At 43.4% G+C, this 22,775-nt stretch carries 23 protein-coding genes; 18 read left to right on the top strand and 5 right to left on the bottom strand.

Features of this window, described 5'->3' with window-relative positions:
- Positions 1-434: 434 nt before the first annotated feature.
- The 4 genes from CEX98_RS04820 to CEX98_RS04805 are packed head-to-tail and all read right to left on the bottom strand — an operon-like array spanning position 435 to position 4,365.
- On the bottom strand, positions 435-971 hold the full coding sequence (locus tag CEX98_RS04820) for a GNAT family N-acetyltransferase (protein WP_099640981.1): 537 nt from the start codon (positions 969-971) through the stop codon (positions 435-437).
- Positions 972-1,016: 45 nt separating this feature from the next.
- Entirely contained in the window at positions 1,017-1,745 is a 729-nt protein-coding gene (locus tag CEX98_RS04815; RefSeq protein ID WP_099640980.1) for a 5-oxoprolinase subunit PxpA, read from the bottom strand.
- Positions 1,746-1,754: 9 nt separating this feature from the next.
- Positions 1,755-2,555, bottom strand: coding sequence for a D-glutamate cyclase family protein (locus CEX98_RS04810; protein ID WP_099640979.1), 801 nt, complete (start codon positions 2,553-2,555; stop codon positions 1,755-1,757).
- Between the two features lie 13 nt (positions 2,556-2,568).
- Complete coding sequence (locus CEX98_RS04805; protein ID WP_099640978.1) at positions 2,569-4,365, bottom strand: glycoside hydrolase family 3 protein; 1,797 nt, start codon at positions 4,363-4,365, stop codon at positions 2,569-2,571.
- Positions 4,366-4,539: 174 nt separating this feature from the next.
- Here CEX98_RS04805 and CEX98_RS04800 point away from each other — a divergent pair, with 174 nt between their 5' ends.
- From CEX98_RS04800 to CEX98_RS04775, 6 genes are all read left to right on the top strand, one after another.
- Positions 4,540-4,884 (top strand): VOC family protein, encoded by a 345-nt coding sequence (locus CEX98_RS04800; protein WP_099640977.1) that lies wholly within the window; start codon positions 4,540-4,542, stop codon positions 4,882-4,884.
- Between the two features lie 275 nt (positions 4,885-5,159).
- Positions 5,160-7,388: a sensor domain-containing protein gene (locus CEX98_RS04795; protein ID WP_099640976.1), complete on the top strand. Its 2,229-nt coding sequence runs from the start codon at positions 5,160-5,162 to the stop codon at positions 7,386-7,388.
- A 373-nt stretch (positions 7,389-7,761) separates the two neighbouring features.
- The gene (locus CEX98_RS04790; protein WP_099640975.1) at positions 7,762-8,277 is read left to right on the top strand and encodes a hypothetical protein; all 516 of its coding nucleotides are present in this window, start codon (positions 7,762-7,764) and stop codon (positions 8,275-8,277) included.
- 253 nt (positions 8,278-8,530) lie between these two features.
- A complete protein-coding gene (cspE, locus tag CEX98_RS04785) occupies positions 8,531-8,743 on the top strand; it encodes a transcription antiterminator/RNA stability regulator CspE (protein ID WP_099640974.1) in 213 nt (70 codons plus the stop codon).
- Between the two features lie 271 nt (positions 8,744-9,014).
- Positions 9,015-9,218 (top strand): hypothetical protein, encoded by a 204-nt coding sequence (locus tag CEX98_RS04780; protein WP_099640973.1) that lies wholly within the window; start codon positions 9,015-9,017, stop codon positions 9,216-9,218.
- Between the two features lie 732 nt (positions 9,219-9,950).
- Positions 9,951-10,562, top strand: coding sequence for a hypothetical protein (locus tag CEX98_RS04775; protein WP_099640972.1), 612 nt, complete (start codon positions 9,951-9,953; stop codon positions 10,560-10,562).
- A gap of 296 nt (positions 10,563-10,858) precedes the next feature.
- On the opposite strand, the gene CEX98_RS04770 is transcribed toward CEX98_RS04775, so the two are convergent.
- On the bottom strand, positions 10,859-11,731 hold the full coding sequence (locus tag CEX98_RS04770; protein WP_099640971.1) for a trypsin-like serine protease: 873 nt from the start codon (positions 11,729-11,731) through the stop codon (positions 10,859-10,861).
- A gap of 291 nt (positions 11,732-12,022) precedes the next feature.
- Here CEX98_RS04770 and CEX98_RS04765 point away from each other — a divergent pair, with 291 nt between their 5' ends.
- The 12 genes from CEX98_RS04765 (at position 12,023) to CEX98_RS04710 (ending at position 22,472) form a co-directional block, all read left to right on the top strand.
- Entirely contained in the window at positions 12,023-13,441 is a 1,419-nt protein-coding gene (locus CEX98_RS04765) for an MFS transporter (protein ID WP_099640970.1), read from the top strand.
- Between the two features lie 104 nt (positions 13,442-13,545).
- On the top strand, positions 13,546-14,184 hold the full coding sequence (locus CEX98_RS04760; protein ID WP_099640969.1) for a thermostable hemolysin: 639 nt from the start codon (positions 13,546-13,548) through the stop codon (positions 14,182-14,184).
- On the top strand, positions 14,177-15,658 hold the full coding sequence (locus tag CEX98_RS04755; protein ID WP_099640968.1) for an AMP-binding protein: 1,482 nt from the start codon (positions 14,177-14,179) through the stop codon (positions 15,656-15,658). The genes CEX98_RS04760 and CEX98_RS04755 overlap by 8 nt, the downstream gene beginning before the upstream one ends.
- A 13-nt stretch (positions 15,659-15,671) precedes the next feature.
- A complete protein-coding gene (locus CEX98_RS04750) occupies positions 15,672-16,355 on the top strand; it encodes a TenA family transcriptional regulator (protein WP_099640967.1) in 684 nt (227 codons plus the stop codon).
- Positions 16,355-17,146, top strand: a complete 792-nt coding sequence (locus CEX98_RS04745) for an SDR family oxidoreductase (protein ID WP_099640966.1) — start codon at positions 16,355-16,357, stop codon at positions 17,144-17,146. Before CEX98_RS04750 ends, CEX98_RS04745 begins: the two co-directional genes overlap by 1 nt.
- Positions 17,143-17,799: a tetratricopeptide repeat protein gene (locus CEX98_RS04740; RefSeq protein ID WP_099640965.1), complete on the top strand. Its 657-nt coding sequence runs from the start codon at positions 17,143-17,145 to the stop codon at positions 17,797-17,799. The genes CEX98_RS04745 and CEX98_RS04740 overlap by 4 nt, the downstream gene beginning before the upstream one ends.
- Complete coding sequence (locus CEX98_RS04735; protein ID WP_099640964.1) at positions 17,796-18,458, top strand: response regulator; 663 nt, start codon at positions 17,796-17,798, stop codon at positions 18,456-18,458. Before CEX98_RS04740 ends, CEX98_RS04735 begins: the two co-directional genes overlap by 4 nt.
- On the top strand, positions 18,458-19,789 hold the full coding sequence (locus CEX98_RS04730; RefSeq protein ID WP_099640963.1) for a sensor histidine kinase: 1,332 nt from the start codon (positions 18,458-18,460) through the stop codon (positions 19,787-19,789). Before CEX98_RS04735 ends, CEX98_RS04730 begins: the two co-directional genes overlap by 1 nt.
- On the top strand, positions 19,776-20,135 hold the full coding sequence (locus CEX98_RS04725) for a cupredoxin domain-containing protein (RefSeq protein WP_099640962.1): 360 nt from the start codon (positions 19,776-19,778) through the stop codon (positions 20,133-20,135). Before CEX98_RS04730 ends, CEX98_RS04725 begins: the two co-directional genes overlap by 14 nt.
- Positions 20,125-20,856 (top strand): hypothetical protein, encoded by a 732-nt coding sequence (locus CEX98_RS04720; RefSeq protein ID WP_099640961.1) that lies wholly within the window; start codon positions 20,125-20,127, stop codon positions 20,854-20,856. Before CEX98_RS04725 ends, CEX98_RS04720 begins: the two co-directional genes overlap by 11 nt.
- Complete coding sequence (locus CEX98_RS04715) at positions 20,846-21,553, top strand: hypothetical protein (protein WP_099640960.1); 708 nt, start codon at positions 20,846-20,848, stop codon at positions 21,551-21,553. The genes CEX98_RS04720 and CEX98_RS04715 overlap by 11 nt, the downstream gene beginning before the upstream one ends.
- An 88-nt stretch (positions 21,554-21,641) precedes the next feature.
- Entirely contained in the window at positions 21,642-22,472 is an 831-nt protein-coding gene (locus CEX98_RS04710) for an alpha/beta fold hydrolase (RefSeq protein ID WP_099640959.1), read from the top strand.
- The last annotated feature ends 303 nt before the right edge of the window (positions 22,473-22,775 follow it).

Here is a 22,775-nt window from a genome sequence, read left to right as displayed (position 1 = left end):
GCAATAACTAGCCCAAGTTTGGGCCAGTTATTGCGTTTAGCTTATTGTTGGTAGTTTGACCAGCGCTTAATTTGTTCAAATATCGCTTTTGGCGGTGCCGTCTCTTCATGCACTGTTTGCCTGTCAGTATGCATGATGGACTTATCGGGGCGTGTATCATGTACTTTGTCTGAAAGCCCGCTATTGAGCCATCATTATAAGAGAGAGTTGAAATACTTTTTTATTCATTATTATTTTCTCTTCTTGTTACATTGCTCTTGCAGGCAACTTACCCTTTTTAGGGTCTTCAAGTATAGAGGTGGATGTTAATGAATGTAAAAAGTATTCGTTCAAGATGTATGTTGATCTTCGTTAGACCATTTAAACTTAGCTTAAGGTTGGGCTGATAACTAGGCAATAAAGTGGTTGGTAGTATTGCTCTGTGTATCAGCGCGCTAACTACCCTTTAGTAATCCGAACTTCTCATCATTGACCCACTTGCCGTTAATTTGGTAGTTGTGTTTTAGTGTACCTTCAAGTTCAAAGCCCAGCTTCCTGAGCAAGTGGTGGGAAGGCAGATTTCCTTGGGTTACTGTGGCAATGAGTTTATGGTATTCACATGTTTTTAGCGCAAAGTTGATGATTGCTTGGGAGGCTTCAAAAGCGTAGCCCTTTCCTTGATATTGAGGGTCCACCATAAAGCCGAGTTCTGCTTGTTGAAACGGCGTCCACATACTTAAAAAGCCGTGTATGCCGATAGCAGCTCCAGTCGCCTTTTCTTCGATTATAAAGGTGAGCCAGGTGTTATCTTCTTTGTGCCATTGCCCAAGTCCAGCGCTTAAGCCGCTGTTGAATTTTTCACGGAGTGTTGTTTCATCGGTAATATCCCCGATGTATCGCATCACATCAGGTAGTTGATGTAACTTTACCCAAAGTGGCCAGTCAGTTTCAACAATGGGCCGTAAGATGAGCCTTTCGGTTGTGAGCTGCATATAAGTCCTTGCGCTTTTTTATTTGGCCGATAAAACTAACACACCTTATTGATTTATCAAGTTATTTATTTCTTTAATCAAAGAGATGCTGGCTTCGTTATCACCATGAACACACAAGGTGTCGGCACGCAAAGTCAGTGGTTTGCCAGTTGCCGTGGTGACACTGCTTTGCTGATGTAGTTGCTTAACCTGCTCAAGTAACGCGGTTTTGTCGTGTACAGCTTTGGGCATTGAACGTGGAGTTAGTAGCCCCTCGTCGGTATAGAGCCTGTCTGCAAAGGCTTCAAAAATCAATGAGACACCGTATTTTTCTGCAAGTTGTTGATGTTCTGCTTGATGTGCAGTGGCCAGTATCATCAGTTTGAGAGCGCTTGGGTAGCGAGCAACGGCTTTGATAACACAGGTTAACAGTGCCTCGGATTTCATCATATCGTTATACAGTGCGCCGTGTGGCTTAACGTAGCTCAAGGTTAATCCTTGAACCCGTGCCATTCCTTCAATGGCTGCTATTTGGTAATGCAGCGCGTGGGTGAGCTCTGAGTCAGAAAGTTGCATCGAGCGGCGACCAAAACCTTGTCGGTCTGGGTAGCTCGGATGCGCACCAAGGGTGACGTTATGGTCTTTGACCAATGTAAGTGTATGCGCTAGCACATCCGGGCATCCAGCATGAAAGCCGCATGCTACATTAGCCATATCAATGTGCGGCATCACTTGCTCGTCTAACCCCATTTTCCAAGCGCCAAAACTTTCGCCTAAATCACAGTTTAACCACATACTACTATCCTATTTATTTACTGCTAATTCTAAATCTTGTATATCCGTCACCAATAGATGGTGGGGGCTATTCATTATACAAAATTCTGGTGCTGCTTTGGCTATGGCAAGCTGTGCGGTGAGACTAGAGCCCCAAAATACGGGGAGCTCATCCTTTTTGCAGCTGATTGGTTCACCAAAGTTAGGCTTTTTGAGATCACTAATTCCTACTTCGCTCGGCTTGCCAAAATGTAAAGGCAGCGCAAAAGGAAGCCGACTTAGTGTGGCAGCTTGAATTGCATGAATGAGGCTTGGTTTTGAAAGCGGACGCATTGCTAAGACTTGGTTAGCTTCGTAATTATCAACTTTGGTACAAGGGAGGTTACTGATATACAGTGGCAGAGGGGTCGTCGGGTTGGCCGAAGGTGGGTTGATCCCATAGTGCCCAAGTAAATTGTCAAAAGAAAGATAACTGGCAAAAGCAAAAGTCACTAAATCGTCGCGCCAGACTGGTTCAATGCTTTGGCACTCTTGAGCGAGTTGGCCATGTTTTAATATTTGATATTTTGGAATATGGTGGCGAATATCTATGTCTTTACCCAATGCTTCTAGGTTGAAGTCGCCAGGTTCACTGGGCGGTATAATCAGTTTACAAACAGACGGGTTACTCTCACAAAAACGAAAGAACGAATAAGCTTCACTTTTGGGCAAGATAATAATATTGCATTGGGTGAACCCAGGTACAAACCCTTTTGTTGGGCCTGTATAATCACCATCCTTGATCATTTTTCTTATGGCATGTGGTGCACTTAAAGAAGCACTGGGATCCATGTTTTTCTCCAATTTAATCGTCAATTGTAACGGGTAAAGCGCCTTCTGCTTTGGCCAATCCTAAAATAACTTGGGCAAGTGCAGTATAAGCGGGTCCAGAGACGTTCGCATCATGATTAATATCTACATTATAGGCATAACTTGCTAATACTGCGTTACTTAGTGGCCCGAATGTACTAATTTCATACGGTGCTCTAAGGCTGATAAAAACTTGTTTCTTATCGAGTAGTTGACCCTGTTTGAGCAGCCTTTTTAGCGCTTTTGGTTGTTCATTGCGTGCAAGGCCATGTGCACGTAGTTTTTTGACGTCATCCATACCTCCAATTTCTACAGCACTTTGTGGTGGCGATGCATGGGCCGCGATGACGACATCTGCGTTTTTAATAGCACGGGTTGCAACATCGGAGTCGTAAGCCTGCAAGCTCGTGCACGTTAGCGTAAGTGTATTATTCCTCAAAGTTTGTAAGGCTTGCTCTAGTGCCAAACACTTTTGTCTATCAGGCATAATAAGGTGAATGGTGTTGGCTTTACCTGTAAGGGGCAAAGTACCATCATTTTTTACTTGTGTAATAGCAGCTAACGCCAATTCAGCCTCTAACTTGCGGTGGCTGGGATTGCCGAGCGTTGAATTTGCGATGCCTTCGGAGGCGAATGTGTTGGGTAAACGAGTTTTAAGCTCAGTGATACGGGCGATGGACTTGTTGAGCTGGGTTTTATCGAGCTTTCCATTATCTAGGGCTGCACTTAGTTGCAGCATGTAATGTTTGAAGCGTGTAATATCCGCTTGATCCCGTATGGCTATGGGCATAAGTGCAATGTCTACACCGGCATTAAAAGTTTCAATGGTTGCATCGATAGGGTTAAAGAAATCGCTGATCCCAGCCATATCTAGCGCATCAGTAACCGTTACTCCTTGATACCCTAACTCTTTTCTTAGCAGCTGCGTCATTATTTGATATGACATCGTTGCTGGTCGTATCATGCTCTGGCCTTGGGAATTTACCACTGTGCTTGCGTCTAACGCTGGATATTGAATATGCGCGGTCATTATCATACCAGGAGGATGTGTATGGATGATGTTGGCAAACGGCAATAAATCTTGTTTATTAATTTGTTGGCGATCATGGTCGACTCGAGGTAAGCCCGTATGACTGTCAACATGGGTGTCGCCATGGCCTGGAAAATGTTTCAATGCTGAGATCACACCTGCGGTTTCAAACGCCCTTACTTGAGCAAGGCCAAGTTTGGCTACAACCTCAGGGCGCTCTGAAAAAGACCGCACGTTGATAACAGGGTTATTTGGGTTGCTATTTACATCTACGGTTGGCGCAAAATTGACATTGATCCCCAAGCTATTTAATTCTTTACCTATCGCCTCAGCCACTTTTGTAGCATAGACATCGCCATGCTTTGGATAAGTTGCACCGATACTCATATTGCCAGTAAATGAGGTTGCTTGTTCACGGTTAATTCGGGCTACCCGACCACCTTCTTGATCAATGGCAATAAATAGAGGAAGTTGACTTTTGCTCTTTTGTGCCGCACTTTGGAATGCGTTGGTGAGCTTTACAATCTGATTGGTGTTTTGCACATTTTCGGCAAATAAAATGGCGCCGCCAATTTCATATTCACTGATCAAGGCTGAAAGTTCTGGTGGCAGAGTTGTCATCGGTTCTCTGCAATCGCCACTCGGTTTTTCGCTGTTACCGCAATAGTAACGAAAGTCGAGCATCAACTTTTGCCCTAGCAGTTGGGAAGTAGATAACGGGGCTTGTGCCTCGGTGGTGTTAGACGAAGAGGTGAAACTCATGAATGTGATAGTTCCTAATGTAAAGAGCAAAGATGATAGTCGCACAATCAATAATAAACACTGAATAAAATTACCTACACTTTAACACTGATTTGGAAGTGACTACAAAATGCTTTCGATTGATATTAAGGGGTAGGTCAAGCCGGACAGTGGACACACGAAAAGGAGAAATCAATGAACAATCATATTAATTATGTCGAATTAGCGGCAAAAGACTTAGCAGCTACGCAAACTTTTTTTGAACAAGCCTTCGACTGGAAGTTTACGTCATATGGCCCAGACTATGTCGCCTTCTCAAATGCAGGGTTAGACGGTGGCTTTTTTCGGGCCGATGTCTGCTCTAAGCAAGAACAAGGCGGTGCCTTAGTTGTATTATACAGTGACGAGCTAGAATTAGTGCAAGGCAAGGTTGAGCAAGCAGGTGGAAAGATCAGCAAAGCAATCTTTGAGTTTCCTGGTGGCCGGCGTTTTCACTTTATTGAGCCCAGTGGTAATGAGTTTGCTGTTTGGTCGAAATAGTTCCATCACTTGACTACTAAGCGCTGTAAAGGGGCTTTACAGCGTTATTTTACAGGAGTTCGTCAGGATAGGTAATCTCAGTTTATGATAGTGTGAAACTTGAATTCATAACTATTGTGAACAATAGTTAATACACACTGATGCAAACATTTCTTTGTCTTTGATATGGCTCACTGGGTAGCACACTGCGCGAGGGTAAATCGCTATCATAGTGGCACTCATCGTACGAAAATACCGTAACCAGCATCATCACTCAGATTGGGTTTGATTAAGCAATGAGACGGACATTTTTAGTTGTTGGTATTTTACTTTCTTTGGCTACACTCAGCGCCGATAAAGCTGGACTGTTTGTCTTATCTAGCTATCTATTTTATGCATTAGCTCTTACCGTATTTGGGTTAACCTGTTCACTGCTGTGGCGACGTGTTGATGCAAAAGAAACCATAGAAATTGTTTGTGGCTCGACAGTGCCACAAATTATGCTTACCCGTGAAGGAGTGATCACTAAGGCAAATAATGCCGCATGTGCAATGCTTGATATTGGCGGTCAAATTACAGGGGTTAAGCTAGAAAGTTTACTTCAAGTTAGCGGTAAAATTGAGGAGGTTAATCACGGAGAGGGAGCGGATTTTCTTCCCGCGCTGGTGTCTCAAAACTACGCTAGTTGCATACTAAAACATAGTGGGGATGCAGTAACACCAATACTTGTGCCGATTGTTGCTAGCGATGAAGTTCGTGAGTACCTTTGCTTTTTTACCAGCAATAATAGGGAAAACCAGTTAGCTCAGGCTTTAGAGGAAGAGAAAGAGCTACTCGAAGTCACTTTGAGCTCAATTGGTGACGGTGTGATTTGCACCGATGTGGACGGGATTATCACCTATATCAACCCAGTCACAGAGGCGATTTTGGCAATGCTAAATGAGGAAGTCGTTGGCCGAAAGTTTGACGATGTGATGTCAATGTATCACGAAGAAACCAAAGCTTCGGTGAGTCAATTTCCCGAACTTTGCCTAAAGCAGGGGCATACTATCTGTTTACCTGAGCTCACTTCAATTACCAACCATTTAGGGCTCACTTTTGCAATCCAGGATTCGTTTTCTCCCATTATTGCCAAAGACGGAAGTTATCTCGGCACCGTGATGGTCTTTCAGGATGTGACAGAATCACGGCTGATGGCGAAAAAAATGAACCACTTAGCTCACCATGATGCGCTAACTGGCTTACCTAACCGGCTACTTTTGCATGATCGCCTAGTCCAAGCATGTAAAAGAGCTAAGCGTATGAATCATCAATTTGCTTTGGTGTTTATTGACGTTAATAAGTTTAAAAAAATTAACGACTCTCTCGGGCATGATTATGGCGACCTATTACTCAAAGAAATTGCGAGTCGATTGACGAAGCAAATAAGGGGCTGCGATACCGTAGCAAGAATGGGTGGAGATGAATTCGTATTACTGATTGACGGTATTCAAGACAAAAAATATGTACGCAAGGTTATCAGTAAAGTGTTAGGAAAAATTAATGGCCAATATAGCCTGCGCCAAGTCTCTCTAAAGGCGAGTGTCAGCGCTGGTGTTGCAATTTTTCCTGATGATGGTGATAACACCGAAGCACTACTTAAACATGCAGATACCGCGATGTACAGAGCTAAAAAGGCGCTACAGACTGAGTTTCAATTCTATAATGCACGTTTAGATCATGAGTCGGAACAAAGATTTAAACAAGAAAGTAGAATGTTCGAAGGTATTGAAAAGCAAGAGTTTATTCCTTTTTACCAGCCCATTGTTGACGCCCATACTCGCAAAATTAGAAAACTTGAAATACTTGCTCGGTGGCAACAAGATGAAAAGCTGCTGCTACCGGAAACCTTTTTTGAAGTGGCATATGATAGCGATTTGATCATTGAAATTGGCCAGCAGATTAGGAGACAAGCGCTGTTAGCTGCAAAAGCTTGGTGCCATGAATATCAAAATCTGGTGATCACGTTTAACTTTTCTATCGCCGAACTCACAAATAAAACTGTGATGAAAAATTTTATCGAGCAAATTAGTCATCATCAAATTGCTTATCGTCAAATAGAAGTAGAAATCAAAGAAGCGGACTTGATAAATCTTTTAGAAGCCACTCCTATGGTGATAACTGAGCTAGAGCAAACGGGTATTCGAGTTTCTATTGATCACTTTGGGGTTGGACATACTAGTATGTTCTATTTGCAAAAATTGGTATTTGAAACCATTAAGATCCCACCAGCTTTTCTAGCGACACCGCGGTCAGTAATATCTCAGAATGACATTGCGAAAATGATCGTCCAAATGGCAAAAAGTCTTGATGTTGAATGCGTTGCAGTTGGCGTTGAAACGGCGTTACAAGCTAAGTCGCTCAATCTCAATGGTTGCCATCTTATTCAAGGCAATCATTTATTCTCCCCGCTTCCTGAGGCAGACATTAGCACGTTGCTTAGCACACATATGAGCGTTGAACGGCGCAAATTGGGGCAAAACTAATTTAAGTAGTTTGATAGTTGAGCTGTAAAAACTGCCAGAAACATACGTCAACAAGTTCTCTTAATTCCTCTATTGCTTACCTGCTTGACTTAAAGTCAACTTGAAGTTGTAAGCTAATTAACCAGAGCTTCGGGTAATTAATACCTTTCTAACAGTCAGTGTTAGCGCCAACTGCGAAAACTCGCCTTGCCTACAAGGATGTAGGTACCAAGGCGGTAGCAGGGCGCGAGGGCGGGGTTATCCCCAAAACTCACTGGCTAGATAAGGGAATAATTTAATGCGATTTTAAAAACAATGAGTTAGCTCATTACTTATCCAAACCTCGGTGGATTACTAAACCAATGGTACTGAACAAAAAGTAAGAGGAAAAACAATGCAAAGCAGCTTAGATAGGATCATCAACGACATCAAAGCCAATTGGAGTGGCTTAAACTCAAGCACCACAGTAACCATACGTGAGTTACTAAGCGAGCTCACCGAGTCGTCACAACACGAGCCTTGGCTCGAAAGTATCATGCGTGAAAGGCTAGCAGCAAAAACACTGTACCGAGACCCCAAATATGGGTTTATGTTGTTAGTGCACGCCGAAGACAAGGGTACGTATCGGCCACCCCATGATCACGGTGCAGGTTGGGTATTTTATGCAGTGCAGTCTGGCGTAATGGAAATGACAACCTATAAATCTATCACCACAGCAAACGGCAAGACCCACCTTGTATCTCGAGGAAAAGAAACGCTAAAAGCCGGTGATTGTCGCGTGTTTTTACCAGGGGATATTCACGATACCCATTGCTTAACAGACGACTTTATTCAATATCGTCTAACCAGTTGTGACTTCAAAGAAGAAAAGCGCTCAGGGCGCATGATCCAGTATGTGAGTGAGGTGTAGTTTGCCTCTCTTTTTTAGTTGTGAGGCTTGAAGAAATGTTGATTTGGCTGAATAAATAAAATAAAAAAAGAAACTTATATCTATTAGTTATATTTCGTGTATAGTGGGTGGCTCAATAAGTTACCTATTAATGTAACATTTAGATCAAGTTCTTCTCAGTTTCCTTTCGAATCAGTTCGTCATATATGCTCTGCGATATCTTTTCCTTTATTACATGCTTAGTAACTAAATTTTTTAATATATCGAGGTATATATGTCTAACAAGACTTTAGGTTCAGTAAAATGGTTTAATGAGTTAAAAGGCTTTGGCTTTATTACGCCTGAAAATGGCAGTGCGGATGTTTTTGTTCACTTTAAATCAATTGTAAGTGAAGGTTTTAAAACATTGAGCGAAGGCCAGAAAGTGGCTTTTGACATTGAGCAAGGGGCGAAAGGCCCTAATGCCGCTAACGTTACATTAGTGTAAGTAGCACCTAGACTGGAATAAACTTCCAGTCTTTATCCCCTCTAAAAGCAAAACTTCATTCCGATATTAATACTAAAACTTCATAGAACTCCATTTTATTGACTTTCTTTAGAATTTCGATGGGGATTATTATGAGTTTTGGATTTATATCTTTTATTTTATAATGTTAAAAAGTGATTGAGTATCAGTCCTTGAATAAAGTAAGTCAAATAATATTAACCTCGAACGAGAGCGAAAAATTATTAGACTTTGATTTAAAGAGAAGTAAATTATGGCCAGACCAAGAAGACAAAGTAGTAAAAAAACACGAAAAGAGGATTTTGAAGGTAAACTTGAACAAGTGGTAGGCGAATATCGTCAAGAAAAAGAAGTACTTGACGCGCTTGCAGAAGATTCACCCGAGTATAGCGAGCAAAAAAGTAAGTGTGATAAGCTCTTTGCTCGTGCTGAACGTTTCATCAATAGACAGTCTTAAGACTCATAAACTTCAACATTAAAGCAAATGACAAGGCATGTATCTGCCTTTAATCCCGCTTTAAATTTACTTACCTGAGTTGCAAAGTTCAAGGAATGAACCAAAAGCTAATATAGCAAAATTAGCGTTTATCTTAACTAATTCATCTGAACAAACCCTACATTAGTTCGCTCATCTAAACCACTTCTTTGTTTGTCTAAATAAGGGGAGTGGATCATAGCTACACTAGTTTTTTATACACTACCCTCTGACTCCATGACCAAAATTCTCGCCTCGCCACGAGGGCGCGCAATATGCTCAGAGCCAATTGATGCATAAAAAATATGACCTGTGTGCAAAATAGGGCAAGTTAGTGGTGGGTGTCAGCGATTTCTATGTGAGAGAAAGGGTAGTTTTTACGTCAATAACATCAAGTCGATCAGCGAATAACCTAAGTCGATCGCTCAATAACATTTTTGGCAAAAGTGATCGGCATCAATGTTATTTGGTGATCGCGATGCATGAAAATATGCATGTGCATATTGCTGGGCAAAAGCGCTATGCAATAACAGAACTGTTGATAAAGATAATGCTCAGTCTGGATTTATTTGGTTCGGCCATCCTAAGTATTAAAACGTAAATATTCAGGAATGACCTGTTGCTTTAAATTTGGGTAAATTTGTTGGCTGTAAAGTGTTTTTTTTGTTATTGTTTTTTACCCATTAGGGTGATTGCTAATAAGGAAATTATATAATGAAATTTAAAATGTTACTCGCTGCTAGTGCACTATTTAGCAGTTCCTTTGTTAATGCTGCAGAAACGGCCACTATTGGTGAAGCCGAAATTTTGGATATTCATCAAATTTATTACTCAAACCCTACACTTGTCGAAATATCTTCGTTAAATATGCGCTCAACGACTAAAGCGGATTTAACACGTTTGACAGCTTCAATTGATAGCGTTAAATCTGACCTACAAGCGCAATATGGTTTATCAAGAACTGAGCTTGAATCAATATTGACAGATGGAGTACTTCACCTAGAACAGACCAATTGGAGCTCTGAGCACTTTGAACGCAGGGAGGATGCTCCAGAGGTAGAGCGTATTACGGTTAATTGTATTGATGCATGTGAGAGGGCTCTTCGCGAAGGAAGCTTTGGTGATTGGGCTGACACTGCCGCTGCTCATGCAGGGGTGCAATATGGTTCGTCATTTAATGTTTCTTATGGAGACGGAGGAGTACACCAATACTATCGTACAACACCTATGTTTCGAGCTATAGAGCATCTAGCCCTCCGGCCAGTAAGAAAGGTAATCTATGAAGGTTTGGTTCGACAACCAGGTAATAAAGACAACGATATTTAACGTTTAAAATACTAGCGGCTGCCACAAGCCGCTTACCACTTAAATTTATGAGCATAAAAGGTAATGCTGATCGAAACTACTTTACTCATACGGTGTGGGCATTTTTTTAAGGTGATGTAAGAGGTGAGCACATTTCTCATTACATAGCTGAGTAGATTCCCTGCGCTTGTATTCTTGGCATAACGCCACATAGGGTTTGTAAAAAGGCTCTAACACTCGCCTCTTTTCTGATCTAAAATCGACTACTTTGTCACTACCGACTTGTTAACTATGTCATTATTTAGTCGCTCCTGAAATCAATTTAATTTATTGATATGCTTATTTATCCAATCTTGGTAATAAGATACACGCGTTAATACTGCTGTTGAACCGTATTTACCTAAAGTATAACTTTCCAAATCGCCTTCAATTTCTCTCCATGCAGCTAATCCAACCAATACCGGTGTTGACCCTTGATAAATGATTGCTGCGCCGCCGCTATCTCCAGAGCCTATGGTGCCCTCTAACGGTAGCGCATCGGCTCCTTGTTCGAAGGTAAATCTGAGCCAGTGGGCTTTTGCTTCTGTGATCACGTTGTTGTAAACATGCATTTGATAGTCGTCTTGAGTGAACGCCCAATCTGAGAAAAATTTGGTGACTTGATACCATGCATAGGTCGTTAGGCTTGGTCCCTCAGAGTCGTGCTCTTCACCCGTTATCCCCGTTCCGATAGCGCCGCGACCAAATCCAGTTATTTCCATGCCTAACTCTTCATTTCCTTCATATATAGCGATGGGTTGAATGTGTGTTACAGGCTTGCTTAAGCGAATTAACGCAATGTCTTTCGCGTTATTTAATTGTTCCATAAGTGGTGCCGGGTCGCCTTCACTCCAATCACCTTCTACCTTTTTGTAATCCGGATGAATAATGATTTGTGCAATTTGATTTTCAACACCATGCACCATGATAGGTTTGTCTTGATAGTCATACATAAACGTATAAATGACGTGAGCTGGTGCCAATAACCAATGTTTATCGATTAACACTGAACCGCCTTGAAATGGCATATCAACATAAAACTGGGGGATGCTGTTAACTTTATACAAATCAGGGTCAACATCATGTCTTTTGACAACCGCATGGTTCTGAAAAGAGGCAAATATGAGCAAAAAAATGGCAAGGTATTTCATCACTATTCCTTATTTATTATGTTGTTATTATTTCCAAAGTGGCCAATAAATCATCATACTGAAACTTTCTTTTCAATGCATTAATAAATGTACCTGTTTTCTATAGTGCACTTTTCCTCAAAAACATCTGTACAAGTACAAAATTAAAAGAAGTAAAAACAATTATTTATTGTTCGTCTTTGCTGTTAATCCAATCAAGTTTTAAACCCAGCTACACTCTTGACCTCAAGTTGACTTCAAGTAGTAAAGTTAATGCATTCAGACATGGCGCAATGGTAGGAGTGGTAACACATGTTAGAAGGCACCTCAAACGCAGAAGATACGGCAGCACAGGGAACTGGACCAAAGCTGATTTTATTTTGTTTGGCTATGGTACTTATTCTACCCACACTCGGAATGAGTAGCATCAATGTATTATTGCCAACACTTGCTGAGGTGTTTGGAGCTGCTCAGGCTCGGGTCAACTGGGTGGTGGTGGCTTATTTGCTTGCGGTGACTTCGTGTATTCTTGGTGCCGGTGCCATTGGAGATCGTATCGGCCGTAAAAGATCGTTACGCATAGGAGTCGTTATATTTGGCGTGGCATCTGTTGCCGCGGGGCTGAGCGTAAACCTTTGGATGTTGATTGCCGCTAGGCTGTTACAAGGTGTGGGCGCGGCGTTATTACTCTCTCAAGTATTTGCGCTTGCAAGCTCTGTGATGCCAAAGGGCAAAGAGGGTTTGGCGATGGGGTTGCTCGGGTCTACCGCTGCGATTGGTACAGCACTTGGGCCCTTGCTTAGTGGCGCTATTTTAGAATGGCTATCGTGGCAGTTTACTTTTGCAGTATTGGTGCTGCTAGGCGGCGTAGCCTACTGGTTAATGATAAAGTGTCTGCCAGACGATGTAGTAAACTCAAGTGGCTCGCAGCGCTTTGATGGAATGGGAAGCCTGTGGTTATTGGTTGCATGTTTGTTTTACGTGTTGGCTATGCCATCGAGTAGCTCGTTCAATACGGCCTTACATAGCGTATTTTTCTTGTTCGCTATGGTTTTTATTTATTGTTTTGTACGCAGTCAAAAGCGCACTCAGTTTCCATTGGTGAGTTTGGTTTTTCTTCAGCATAAGTTACGTAATACTTCATTCATAGTGAGTTTTATAGTGGATGCCATCGCGATGTCGACTTTGGTTGTGGGGCCTTTTTACTTAACGTATGCATTAGAGCTAAGCCCTGTGGCCGTTGGAGTTATCGTGTCGATTGGACCGTTTATTGCAGCTGTTGCTGGTTATCCTTCAGGCGAGGTGGTTGATCGTTGTGGTATCGCGTTTGCCATGCTTTTAGGCTTACTGATGATATTTATTGGCACCCTAAGTTTTGCTCTCTTACCCTCACAATGTGGTCTGTATGGCTATATTATTGCGTTGTTGGTGTTAACACCTGGGAGGCAGTTGTTTCTTGCCGCGCATCATACTTTTGTAATGACAACGGTTGCAGAAAATGAAAAGGGCATGGCATCGGGTTTAATCAACCTCAGTAAAAACCTAGGGTTGATGACTGGAGCTTCGTTACTGGCGGGGGTATTTAGTACACTGCTGCAAGCACAAAGTGCAGCGCTGGCAAGCCTCTCACAGCTGAACATGGCATTTTCAATGACCTTTTTACTCGCGGCACTGTTTATATTATTTTCGCTTGTTGTCGTATTTTTTCATAGTCGCAAGCAAGCGTTTTAGCCTTTATAGCTTGCAATGTTTTTTTCAACTTTTTTCAAACTTAAGGTTTTCTTAATTTTCGCTTTTTAAAGTTATTACATCAAAACGGAAAAGGTGTGAAAACGATGGGCGAAGCACTACAAACATTTAATACGCCAAGCCGGCTTAGATGGGCAAATAAAACGAGCGCTGCTCGCGAAGAGTTAGAGCACGCGATCCACAGAGGATTTGCCCACGCTTTCGGTGCGGATATTCATGAATATTATCCGCTTTTGAGTCACCTAAATTACCGTCAAACGGATTGCTTTTTAGGTCTTAGGTTCGCAACCAAAGAACCTTTGTTCGTGGAACAATATCTTAATCACCCCATCGAGCAATGCTTGTCTATGGTTGCCAAGCGCAGTCACATCGCTGAGCTTGGTAACTTGTTCTCAACTGGGCGCATGGCAACACTTGGTCATTTTATTGTACTAACCCAAGCCTTACTTGAAAGCGATGTCCGCTATTTAGTCTTTACGGCAACTAAACAGGTTCGTGCACTAATGAAGCTATGCCAAGTCGAGGTCAATAAGATCTCTTTGGCACATGACACCATCGCCTCAGCCAAAGATTATGGCAGTTATTATGAATGTGCGCCTATGGTGTGTTCCGTTGACTTACAACAAGCCCTGCAAGTGATCACCAGCACCGAAGTGTATCAACACTTATTACAAGGACTTAATGTTGAAGTGGCGAGTTTAAAAGAGGCGTTTTTATATGTGTAATTTCTTAAAAAAGCTGCCACATCAAAATCATGATGTGATTTTACAGCAAGAGCAAACTCGTCTTACTTTCGCTGAAGTCAAGGCGTATACGCAGGTGCTAGCTCAGCGCTTTATCTTGATGAAAGGAGAAGGGGTTGCGGTTTCTTTAGACAACTCGATTGCTTGGTTGGTCGTTGACTTTGCATTGTTACAAGCGAATAAAGTGTCTATTCCAGTACCCCATTTTTTTACTACCGCACAAATCGAGCACACTTTAGAACAATCAAAAGCGAATTGGTTAGTCAGTGATACAAAGCTGAAAAACAGAGCTGAATTTGCGGTGTTAGATGTTCATGGGCAAGCAATTTATCTCTACCAAATTGAACGTGAAAATACCGCGCAATACTTCCCAAAAACGCAAAAAATCACCTATACCTCAGGTTCGACGGGAGCGCCAAAAGGGGTATGCCTGTCCTACGAAAACCAGTTAGTTGTAGCCAGTAGCTTATGTGAGGTCATCGGATTACAACGGCCTAAACATCTGTGTTTACTGCCACTTTCTGTGTTACTTGAAAACATTGCCGGTGTTTATGCTCCACTGTTGAGTGGCGGTATGGTTGAGGTTGTTGGGCTCGAATCTCTGGGGTTCTCCGGCAGCCAACTCTTATATCCACACAAGTTGCTGCAAAAAATAAGCGCAGCACAGCCCAATAGCCTGATCTTAGTTCCTGAGTTACTCCGCTGCTTAATTAGTGCCGCTCAGCAAGGCTGGCAACCTCCAAGCAGCTTACGGTTTATTGCGGTAGGCGGTGCTAAGGTGGATCCTGAACTGTTGCAACAAGCTAAGCAGTTGGGGCTACCTGTATTTCAGGGATACGGCTTGTCTGAGTCAGGCTCCGTTGTGGCTCTTAATATCGGTGAGCAAGATGGTAGCGTGGGCAAGCTACTGCCTCATCTTCAAGCCCGCATAGTGGCAGGTGAGTTGCAGATCAAAGGGAACAACTTTTTAGGCTACCTAGGTGGTGATGCCATGGAGCGAAATAGTTGGTTGAAGACGGGTGATAGGGTGTCGCAACAGGGGCAACATTTTATTGTTGAAGGGCGTTTAAAAAATGTTCTCATCAATAGTTTTGGCCGCAACATTTCTCCCGAATGGCCAGAGTCTGTTCTGCTTGCTTATGTACCTTTACTGCAATGTGTTGTGGTGGGAGATGGCAAGCCGTTTTTAACCGCACTAATTTACACCCCACCAGAGTTAAAGGCTGCGGTTATTGACAACGCCATTGAGCTTGCCAACCAGCAACTCCCAGATTACGCCCAAATAAAAGCTTATGTGCGTGTGATAGAAGCTTTTTCAGTAAACAACGGCATGCTTACTGCCAATGGCAGACCAAAGCGCGAGGCTATTTTAACCAACTTTGCACAACAAATTTCGATGCTTTACACCCAGAATCACAATGAGGTAGCAGTGCTTGAGCCTGCGCCCTCAATTTAAAAGGAACACAACGATGAGCAACTTTTACCAAACACTACAAGCCGAAACCGAGCAGGCACGCCAATACTTACTGAGCGCGCCGATCATTGATGATGTCTTTCATGGGCAAATCACCAAGGGGCAGTATGTTTCTTTCTTGCAGCAGGCGTTCCACCACGTTAAACACACAGTCCCACTTCTTATGGCATGCGGGGCAAGGTTAGATGATAGCAAAGAGTGGTTACGAGAAGCGATTGGTCATTACATTGAAGAAGAAATGGGGCATCAAGAGTGGATCTTGAACGATATTGCAGCCTGTGGAGTCGATAAAGAAGTTATCCGCCACAGTACCCCAAGTTTTGCGACAGAAATGATGGTGTCTTATGCCTACGATAGTATCGCTCGCAAACATCCACTCAGTTTTTTTGGCATGGTGAATGTGTTGGAAGGCACGTCTATTGCGCTTGCAGATGATGCCGCCCACCAAATTGCACATAAACTCGGCCTACCGCGCAATGCATTTTCTTACTTAACCTCTCACGGCGCGCTAGATATAGAACACATCGACTTCTTTAAGGGGCTGATGAACCAGATCACCTGTGAAGAAGAGCAAGCGATTATTATCCATAGTGCCAGGCAGTTTTATCGCCTTTACGGTGACATTTTTCGCAGCATCGAAACGGCCCCAGCAGGTGTCGAATTTGCGGAGGTAAGCTAATGACAGCAGCAAAACTAGCCGTTATTACCGGCGCATCCCGGGGGATTGGGCGGGCAATTAGCAAGCAACTCGCAATGCATAATTGGCGGTGTTTATTGATTGGTCGAGACAGCGAAAAACTAAAGCAGGTGATAGCAGGGTTGTCTGGTGAGCATGACTATCTCGCGATCGATATTACGGCTGAAGATGCTGCGACACAAATTGCTAGAAAAGCAGCGACCATGGGCGGCGCTGATTTACTCGTCAATAATGCTGGGATCAATACCATGGCCGGATTTGCTGACATTGCACCTGAAGATCTTAAAAAGCAAATGGCAACAAACTTATTGGCACCCATGCTAGTTAGCCAAGCCTGTTTACCGCAGTTGATGGCAACGCATGGAACCATAGTGAACGTTGGGTCGGCCTTTGGTTCTATTGGTTTTCCGTTTCAAAGTAGTTATTGCGCAAGCAAATTTGGCGTGCGTGGTTTTACTGAGGCACTAACACGGGAATTAGATGGTCAAGTGGCGGTAAAATACCTTGCACCTCGAGCCACGACAACAGAAATGAATGATGACCGAGCAACAGCGGTGAATCATGCCCTCGGCAACCAGATGGATTCACCAGAACTAGTGGCTCAAGCTTTTATGAGGTTGCTTCACAGCCACGCTAAACGAGCTGCAATCGGTTTTCCTGAAAAGTTTTTTGCGAGGCTTAATGGCTTGCTTCCGGAGCTCGTTGACAACGCATTAATCAAAAAAGTGAAAACCATCCAAACCTTATTTTCTACTAAGGAGTCATTACGATGAACGCACTAAAAACCTTGTTAGCTTCAGCAACACTACTGGTATTCAGTCAAGGTGCTTGGGCTACATTTGACGATGATCTAAGCCAAGTCCAAACAAAGTGGGCAATGGTAAACTACGAAACCCAAGGTGATGCCCAAGAAAAAGCATTCGAAGCGTTGGTTAAGCAGTGCAAAGCATTTGTTGAGCAATATCCAGAACGTGCTGAGGCCTACATTTGGCGCGGTATTGTGCAGTCTAGCTTTGCGGGGGCGAAAGGCGGTTTAGGAGCACTCGGCCTTGCTAAAGATGCAAAAGCTTCGTTCGAAAAAGCGATATCTCTTGATAAACACGCCTTATCTGGCTCGGCATTAACCAGCCTAGGTACGCTCTATGCGCAAGTACCGGGTTGGCCTATCGGGTTTGGCAGCGATAAAAAAGCAAAAAAATTATTCCAAGAGTCATTGGCGATCAATCCTAGCGGAATTGATGTAAACTATTTCTATGCACAGTTTTTATATGACGAGCGCGAATACAGTGCTGCGCTTGCCCATCTAAAAAAAGCACAGAATGCACCAAGCCGTCCAGGTCGAGAAAAAGCGGATGAATATCGCCAAGAAGAAGTGGCAAGGCTACTGGCAAAAGTCGAAAAGAAGCTAGAAAGAAGGAATAGATGAGGCTATTACTTGTAGAAGACGATGAGTTGTTGGCACAGGGGCTTATCGCATCACTAAAAAAAGAGGGGTACGCCATTGAGCATGCCCCCACTCAAAGTCAGGCAATAAGCTTTGTAGAGTCGGGAGAATTTGAGCTGGTGGTGCTCGACCTTGGCTTGCCTGATGGCGATGGCTTAGCGGTGCTTAAAGCTTTAAAGAGAGCCAAATCACAAACCGCCGTGCTTATTCTCACCGCAAGAAACAGCCTCGATGATAAAATTGCGGGGTTAGATCTTGGTGCTGATGACTACTTGGCCAAGCCTTTTGAGCCAAAAGAGCTATTTGCGCGCTTACGGGTAATTGGTAGACGCTTCACCAAACAAGTGAGCAGTACACTAAGTTGCAACGAGGTAGTGCTAGATCTTGCGAGTCATGAAGTACTTGTTAGCGGCACTACCCTAGCGTTACCACGCAAAGAATATATGTTGCTTAAAGCGCTGATGGAAAACAGTGGCCGCGTGCTGTCAAAAGCCCAATTAGAGTCCAAGCTTTATGACTGGGGAGAGGCACTTGGTTCGAATGCCATTGAGGTTCATATTCACCATCTACGAAAAAAAATGCCAGAGGGCTTTATTAAGACCTTGAGAGGTATTGGTTATGTGGTCGGCAAGGGGGTTTAGTGGTCGCTAAAAGCCCGCTCGGCGGTGCGTCTATCACGCGAAAACTCACCTTAATCCTAGTTTCAGCTTTGGTGCTTAGCGCATCAATGGCATTACTGCGCGGTTATCATTCCAGCATGGCGATGGCAGAAGCACAGCTTGATAGCCACTTAGAGTCGATAGCAGCGCTGGTTAATGCGCAAGTCACCGCGACCAACAATCAGATGACCACAAACAGCAACGCGTTTTACTTTTTGGTACTTGATAAAAAACAAGTTGTAGCTGGCAGCGAACTGTTATCTAGCCACAGGGATAAGCTCAATTATCACCTCGGATTTAGCACCCAAAATGTGGGGGCGACTAGGCTCAGAACTTTCAGTGAAACGTTTGGTGAGCGCCAAGTTTTAGTGGCCGAACCGGTGCAAAAACGCTTTGCCCTTGCTGAGGGCATGATTGTTTCAGCGATGACACCGCTGGTGGTGGTGATGCCTTTTCTTGCTGTGTTTATTGCTTGGATAATTTACACTGCGCTCAAGCCTCTGAGGGACTTGTCTAAGGAATTGCGTGGGCGAAACCCCAAAGATTTCACTACGCTAGAGGTACAAAGTGATAAAGCCGAGGTCGCTATTGTTATTGCTACACTTAATGATTTATTCCAAAAAGTGGAAGTTGCTTATCTCAAAGAGCGTTATTTTGCGTCTGATGCGGCACATGAATTAAAAACGCCCATTGCGAGCCTAAAAATCCATTTGCATAACTTGATGCGTGATACTCAACACCCAAGTGCCAGTGCTATGTCTCAGGGACTTGAACAGCTGAATCATGTAGTGGAGCAAATGCTAACACTGGCCCGTACTGAGCCCGAATTGTGGCATAAACAGTTCTCAGAGCAAGACTTAGTGACATTAACACAACACCTGATTGCTAATTTCTATCCTAGGATTGAGCAAAAGTCGCAGAATATCAGCTTAGATGCCGAAGAAGTCACTTTAACTGGCTGTGAATTTACGTTAACCACATTATTTTCTAACCTTATTGGCAATGCCATTAAATACACGCCTGATAACGGCGAGATAGAAGTGAGTATTCAGCAGCAGCCACAGCATATATTGTGGCAAGTTGATGACTCGGGATGCGGTATGTCGGATGCTGAAATAGAGCGAATTTTTGACCGATTTTATCGCGTTGGCGGAGACAAGCATCCATCAGGAGAAAAAGGGGCCGGTTTAGGGATGGCGATAGTTAACCATATCATTGCAATTTATCACGCTGACATTGTATTTGCTCGTAGTCATTTAGGAGGACTGAGAGTGTCCGTGAGCTTACCTAGGGGGCTGGATGCAAAGGAGTAGGTTTTCAGCGCTATCTTTGGCGCTTGGGTTGCCATTGGTTACTTTTAGTTTTGCGCTTTGGGCGGAAGAAAGTTACACCATTATTTTGAAAAATCACTTGTTTACCCCTGCACAAGTTGAAGTACCGGCAAACCGTAAAGTGAAGCTTATTATTGAAAACCAAGACCCTCAGGTTGAGGAGTTTGACAGCTTTGATTTGAATCGTGAGAAAGTCCTGTTTCCAAATCGAAAAAGTGTAATTTATATTGGTCCGCTTGCGCCTGGGGAGTACAGCTTCTTTGGTGAATTTTCGCCGAATACAGCGCAAGGCACCGTGATAGTGAAGGAGCCAAAAAATGCTTCTTAATGCCGTGGTTATCAGCGTTAATCAGTTATTACCTGTGACTGTGCTTTGGGTGCTTTTAACGCAATGCACCAGTGCAATTATACCCGTTAAAACAACATTGGTGGCATTGATTGCGGGTTTGCTTGGTTGCTTTAGCATTTGGTTTCTTGGTGGTGAGATAGCGTCGAGCTTTGACTACCGGGGGTTAGAGCTGTTGCAAATTATACTTCTGCTGGGATTGTTCTGTTTGATTATGGCAACACAGGTAACGGCAAACGAAACACTAGCAGCCACCGCGTTTGGAGTTGCAGTGGTGTTATATTTACATCATTTGGCAAGTTTTGCCTTTTCGTATTCCAAACCTACCGATGGCCAAACGCTAGCCATTGGCACCGCACTTGGTGTGGGGATTTGCATGAGTTTTTCAATATTGCTGTTCTTTTTCCTGGACTGGGTTAAAAGTAAGCATTTACCGCGCTTGCTGCTTTTGTTATTGGCATTCCATGCGGCCAGTAAAGTGTCAATTGCGCTAGACCTAGCACTGCAAGTGGATTTAATCAGTGCCCAGCGATTAGCAATCGACCTGAGGCAATTCGTTGATGAGCACAGTGTGATCGGACGAGTATTGAGAGTTTTAGTGGGGTATGAAGCAACGCCAAATGTCGCGACACTCGCTGGGTTTGGTGGAGCATTGATTACATTCTTAGGATGTACGTATTGGAGAACAGCGCATGCGAAATAAAGCAATACTCGCGTTGCTGGTGAGTTTTTTAGGACTCATGGGGGTTGATGCCAAGGCAGATGGTATGGTGGTGGACAAAGTCTACCATCCTTATGTGATGCCCCTTGAACGGGAGCTAGAATGGCGCTTGCTGTCGCGTCAAACTGAACAGGGCAATGTACTAGCGCAGCGCTTAGGCCTTGGTTGGAGCTTAACAGAAACCATGACAATTGAGGGTTATGTTATCGGGGAGCGCGATGATGAAGGGAACTTTGACTTGGCTGCTTATGAATTAGAGTCGCGCTGGCAATTTGTAGAGCAGGGGCGATATTGGGCTGACATCGGCATGTTGTTTGAACTCGAAAAAGGACACAAAGTAGACGCATATGAAGCGACCGCAGGCTTTTTATTTGAGAAAGAGTTTGGTCGCACTAGCCTAACCATGAACGCGTTTTTGGTGAGGGAATGGGGTAAGGATATTGAAGATGAGTGGGAGTCTGAGTTTAGAGCTCAGCTTCGTTATCGGCTATATAGCGCGTTTCAACCTGCCATTGAAATATACACGGGAGAGGATTTTTTTGGTATCGGCCCTGGGTTTATTGGTCTGCATCGTTTCGAAGGGCAAAGACAGCTCAAGTGGGAGGCCGGGTTTATTTCAGAGATCAGCCACTCAGGTAAAGACCATAGTTTTAGACTGGCACTTGAGTTTGAGTTTTAATTCAGCGCAGTAAAAATGTCATTAGTATTAGTGGCTGCCAGCTGCTAAATTTATTAGCCGATAGTAGGGTAAACATCAAGGAACCGATATGTATCGTACGCTAGTGTTATTGTGTGCTTTAGTGAGTGGTCAAGGCGTGGCAAAAGAGGCGCTCGAACGCACCATCAGTGAGCAGCTTATTGTTGCAAATAAGGTATCATTACAGGTCTATCACGTCTCGGGAAATGAGCCTGCCATCGTATTTGAAACTGGCTCAGCCGCTCCGGCCATATACTGGACTCCAGTAATGAAGGGCTTGTTGCAAAAAGTGCCGAATGCCTTGGTCGCCTATAATCGTGAGGGGTATGGTAAAAGTGAGCTTAGCAATAGAGCTTATAGTGTTGATACCGATAATCGTAATTTACGAGAAGTGCTAAGGTCGCTTGATATACGTCCTCCATTTATCTATGTCGGCCACTCCTACGCATACTACATTATGCAAAATTATATTACCTACAACCCTCAACAAGTAGCTGCACTGCTGTATGTGGACCCTGTGACGGTTCACTTTATTGATAAAACACACGCTTTGGCCCAAGATAAGTTACTCAAACCATTAAGCTCACTTCCAGAAAACACATTTGGAGAGGCGTTGCGCCGAGAAACTCAGGCCTTAAGCGAAACCGTTGCGAGTGTTAGAGCCCATCAAGCCCCAGCACATATTCCATGCCGAGTGATTGTGGCGGAGCGACCATTTGACCCAACTCAGCGAGACGTTAAAGCATGGCGAGAAGGACAAGAAGCGTTAGCGTCCCATTGTGAATCTGCATTGATTGTGGCAGAAGGTAGCGACCATACTGTCCCCATGAATGCTCCTCACGTCGTGGTGGAGCAAGTGATGCAATTAGTGCGAGAATTAGCCTCTAAAAACCCACGCTAGCTTTATGAAGATTTTATTGCAATTACCAATCTAAGCATAGACTTAGCTCAAGAACACCTGAATAAATAAGGTGTTGAATAAGTGGTCAATAAAATATTGGTATTTGTCATTAACAAGTCATATTGATGATTAAAAATACATTGACTTAGGGCGGAATCCCTATATGATGTTCATAGACAGAATTTGAGTCAGTGTTTTAAAATCTCCATTACGTTGTTGTATAAGTGTTTGCTTGTAGTAGTACCGTCCTGAAGTTTTATCCACTCTACAAATTTAGGTCTATGCGCCCACATGGGCATAGCT

It is taken from the genome of Pseudoalteromonas piscicida (genome assembly GCF_002744175.1).
GTDB classification, from domain to species: Bacteria; Pseudomonadota; Gammaproteobacteria; order Enterobacterales; family Alteromonadaceae; genus Pseudoalteromonas; species Pseudoalteromonas piscicida_B.
This window is presented reverse-complemented; position numbering and strand designations above follow the sequence as displayed.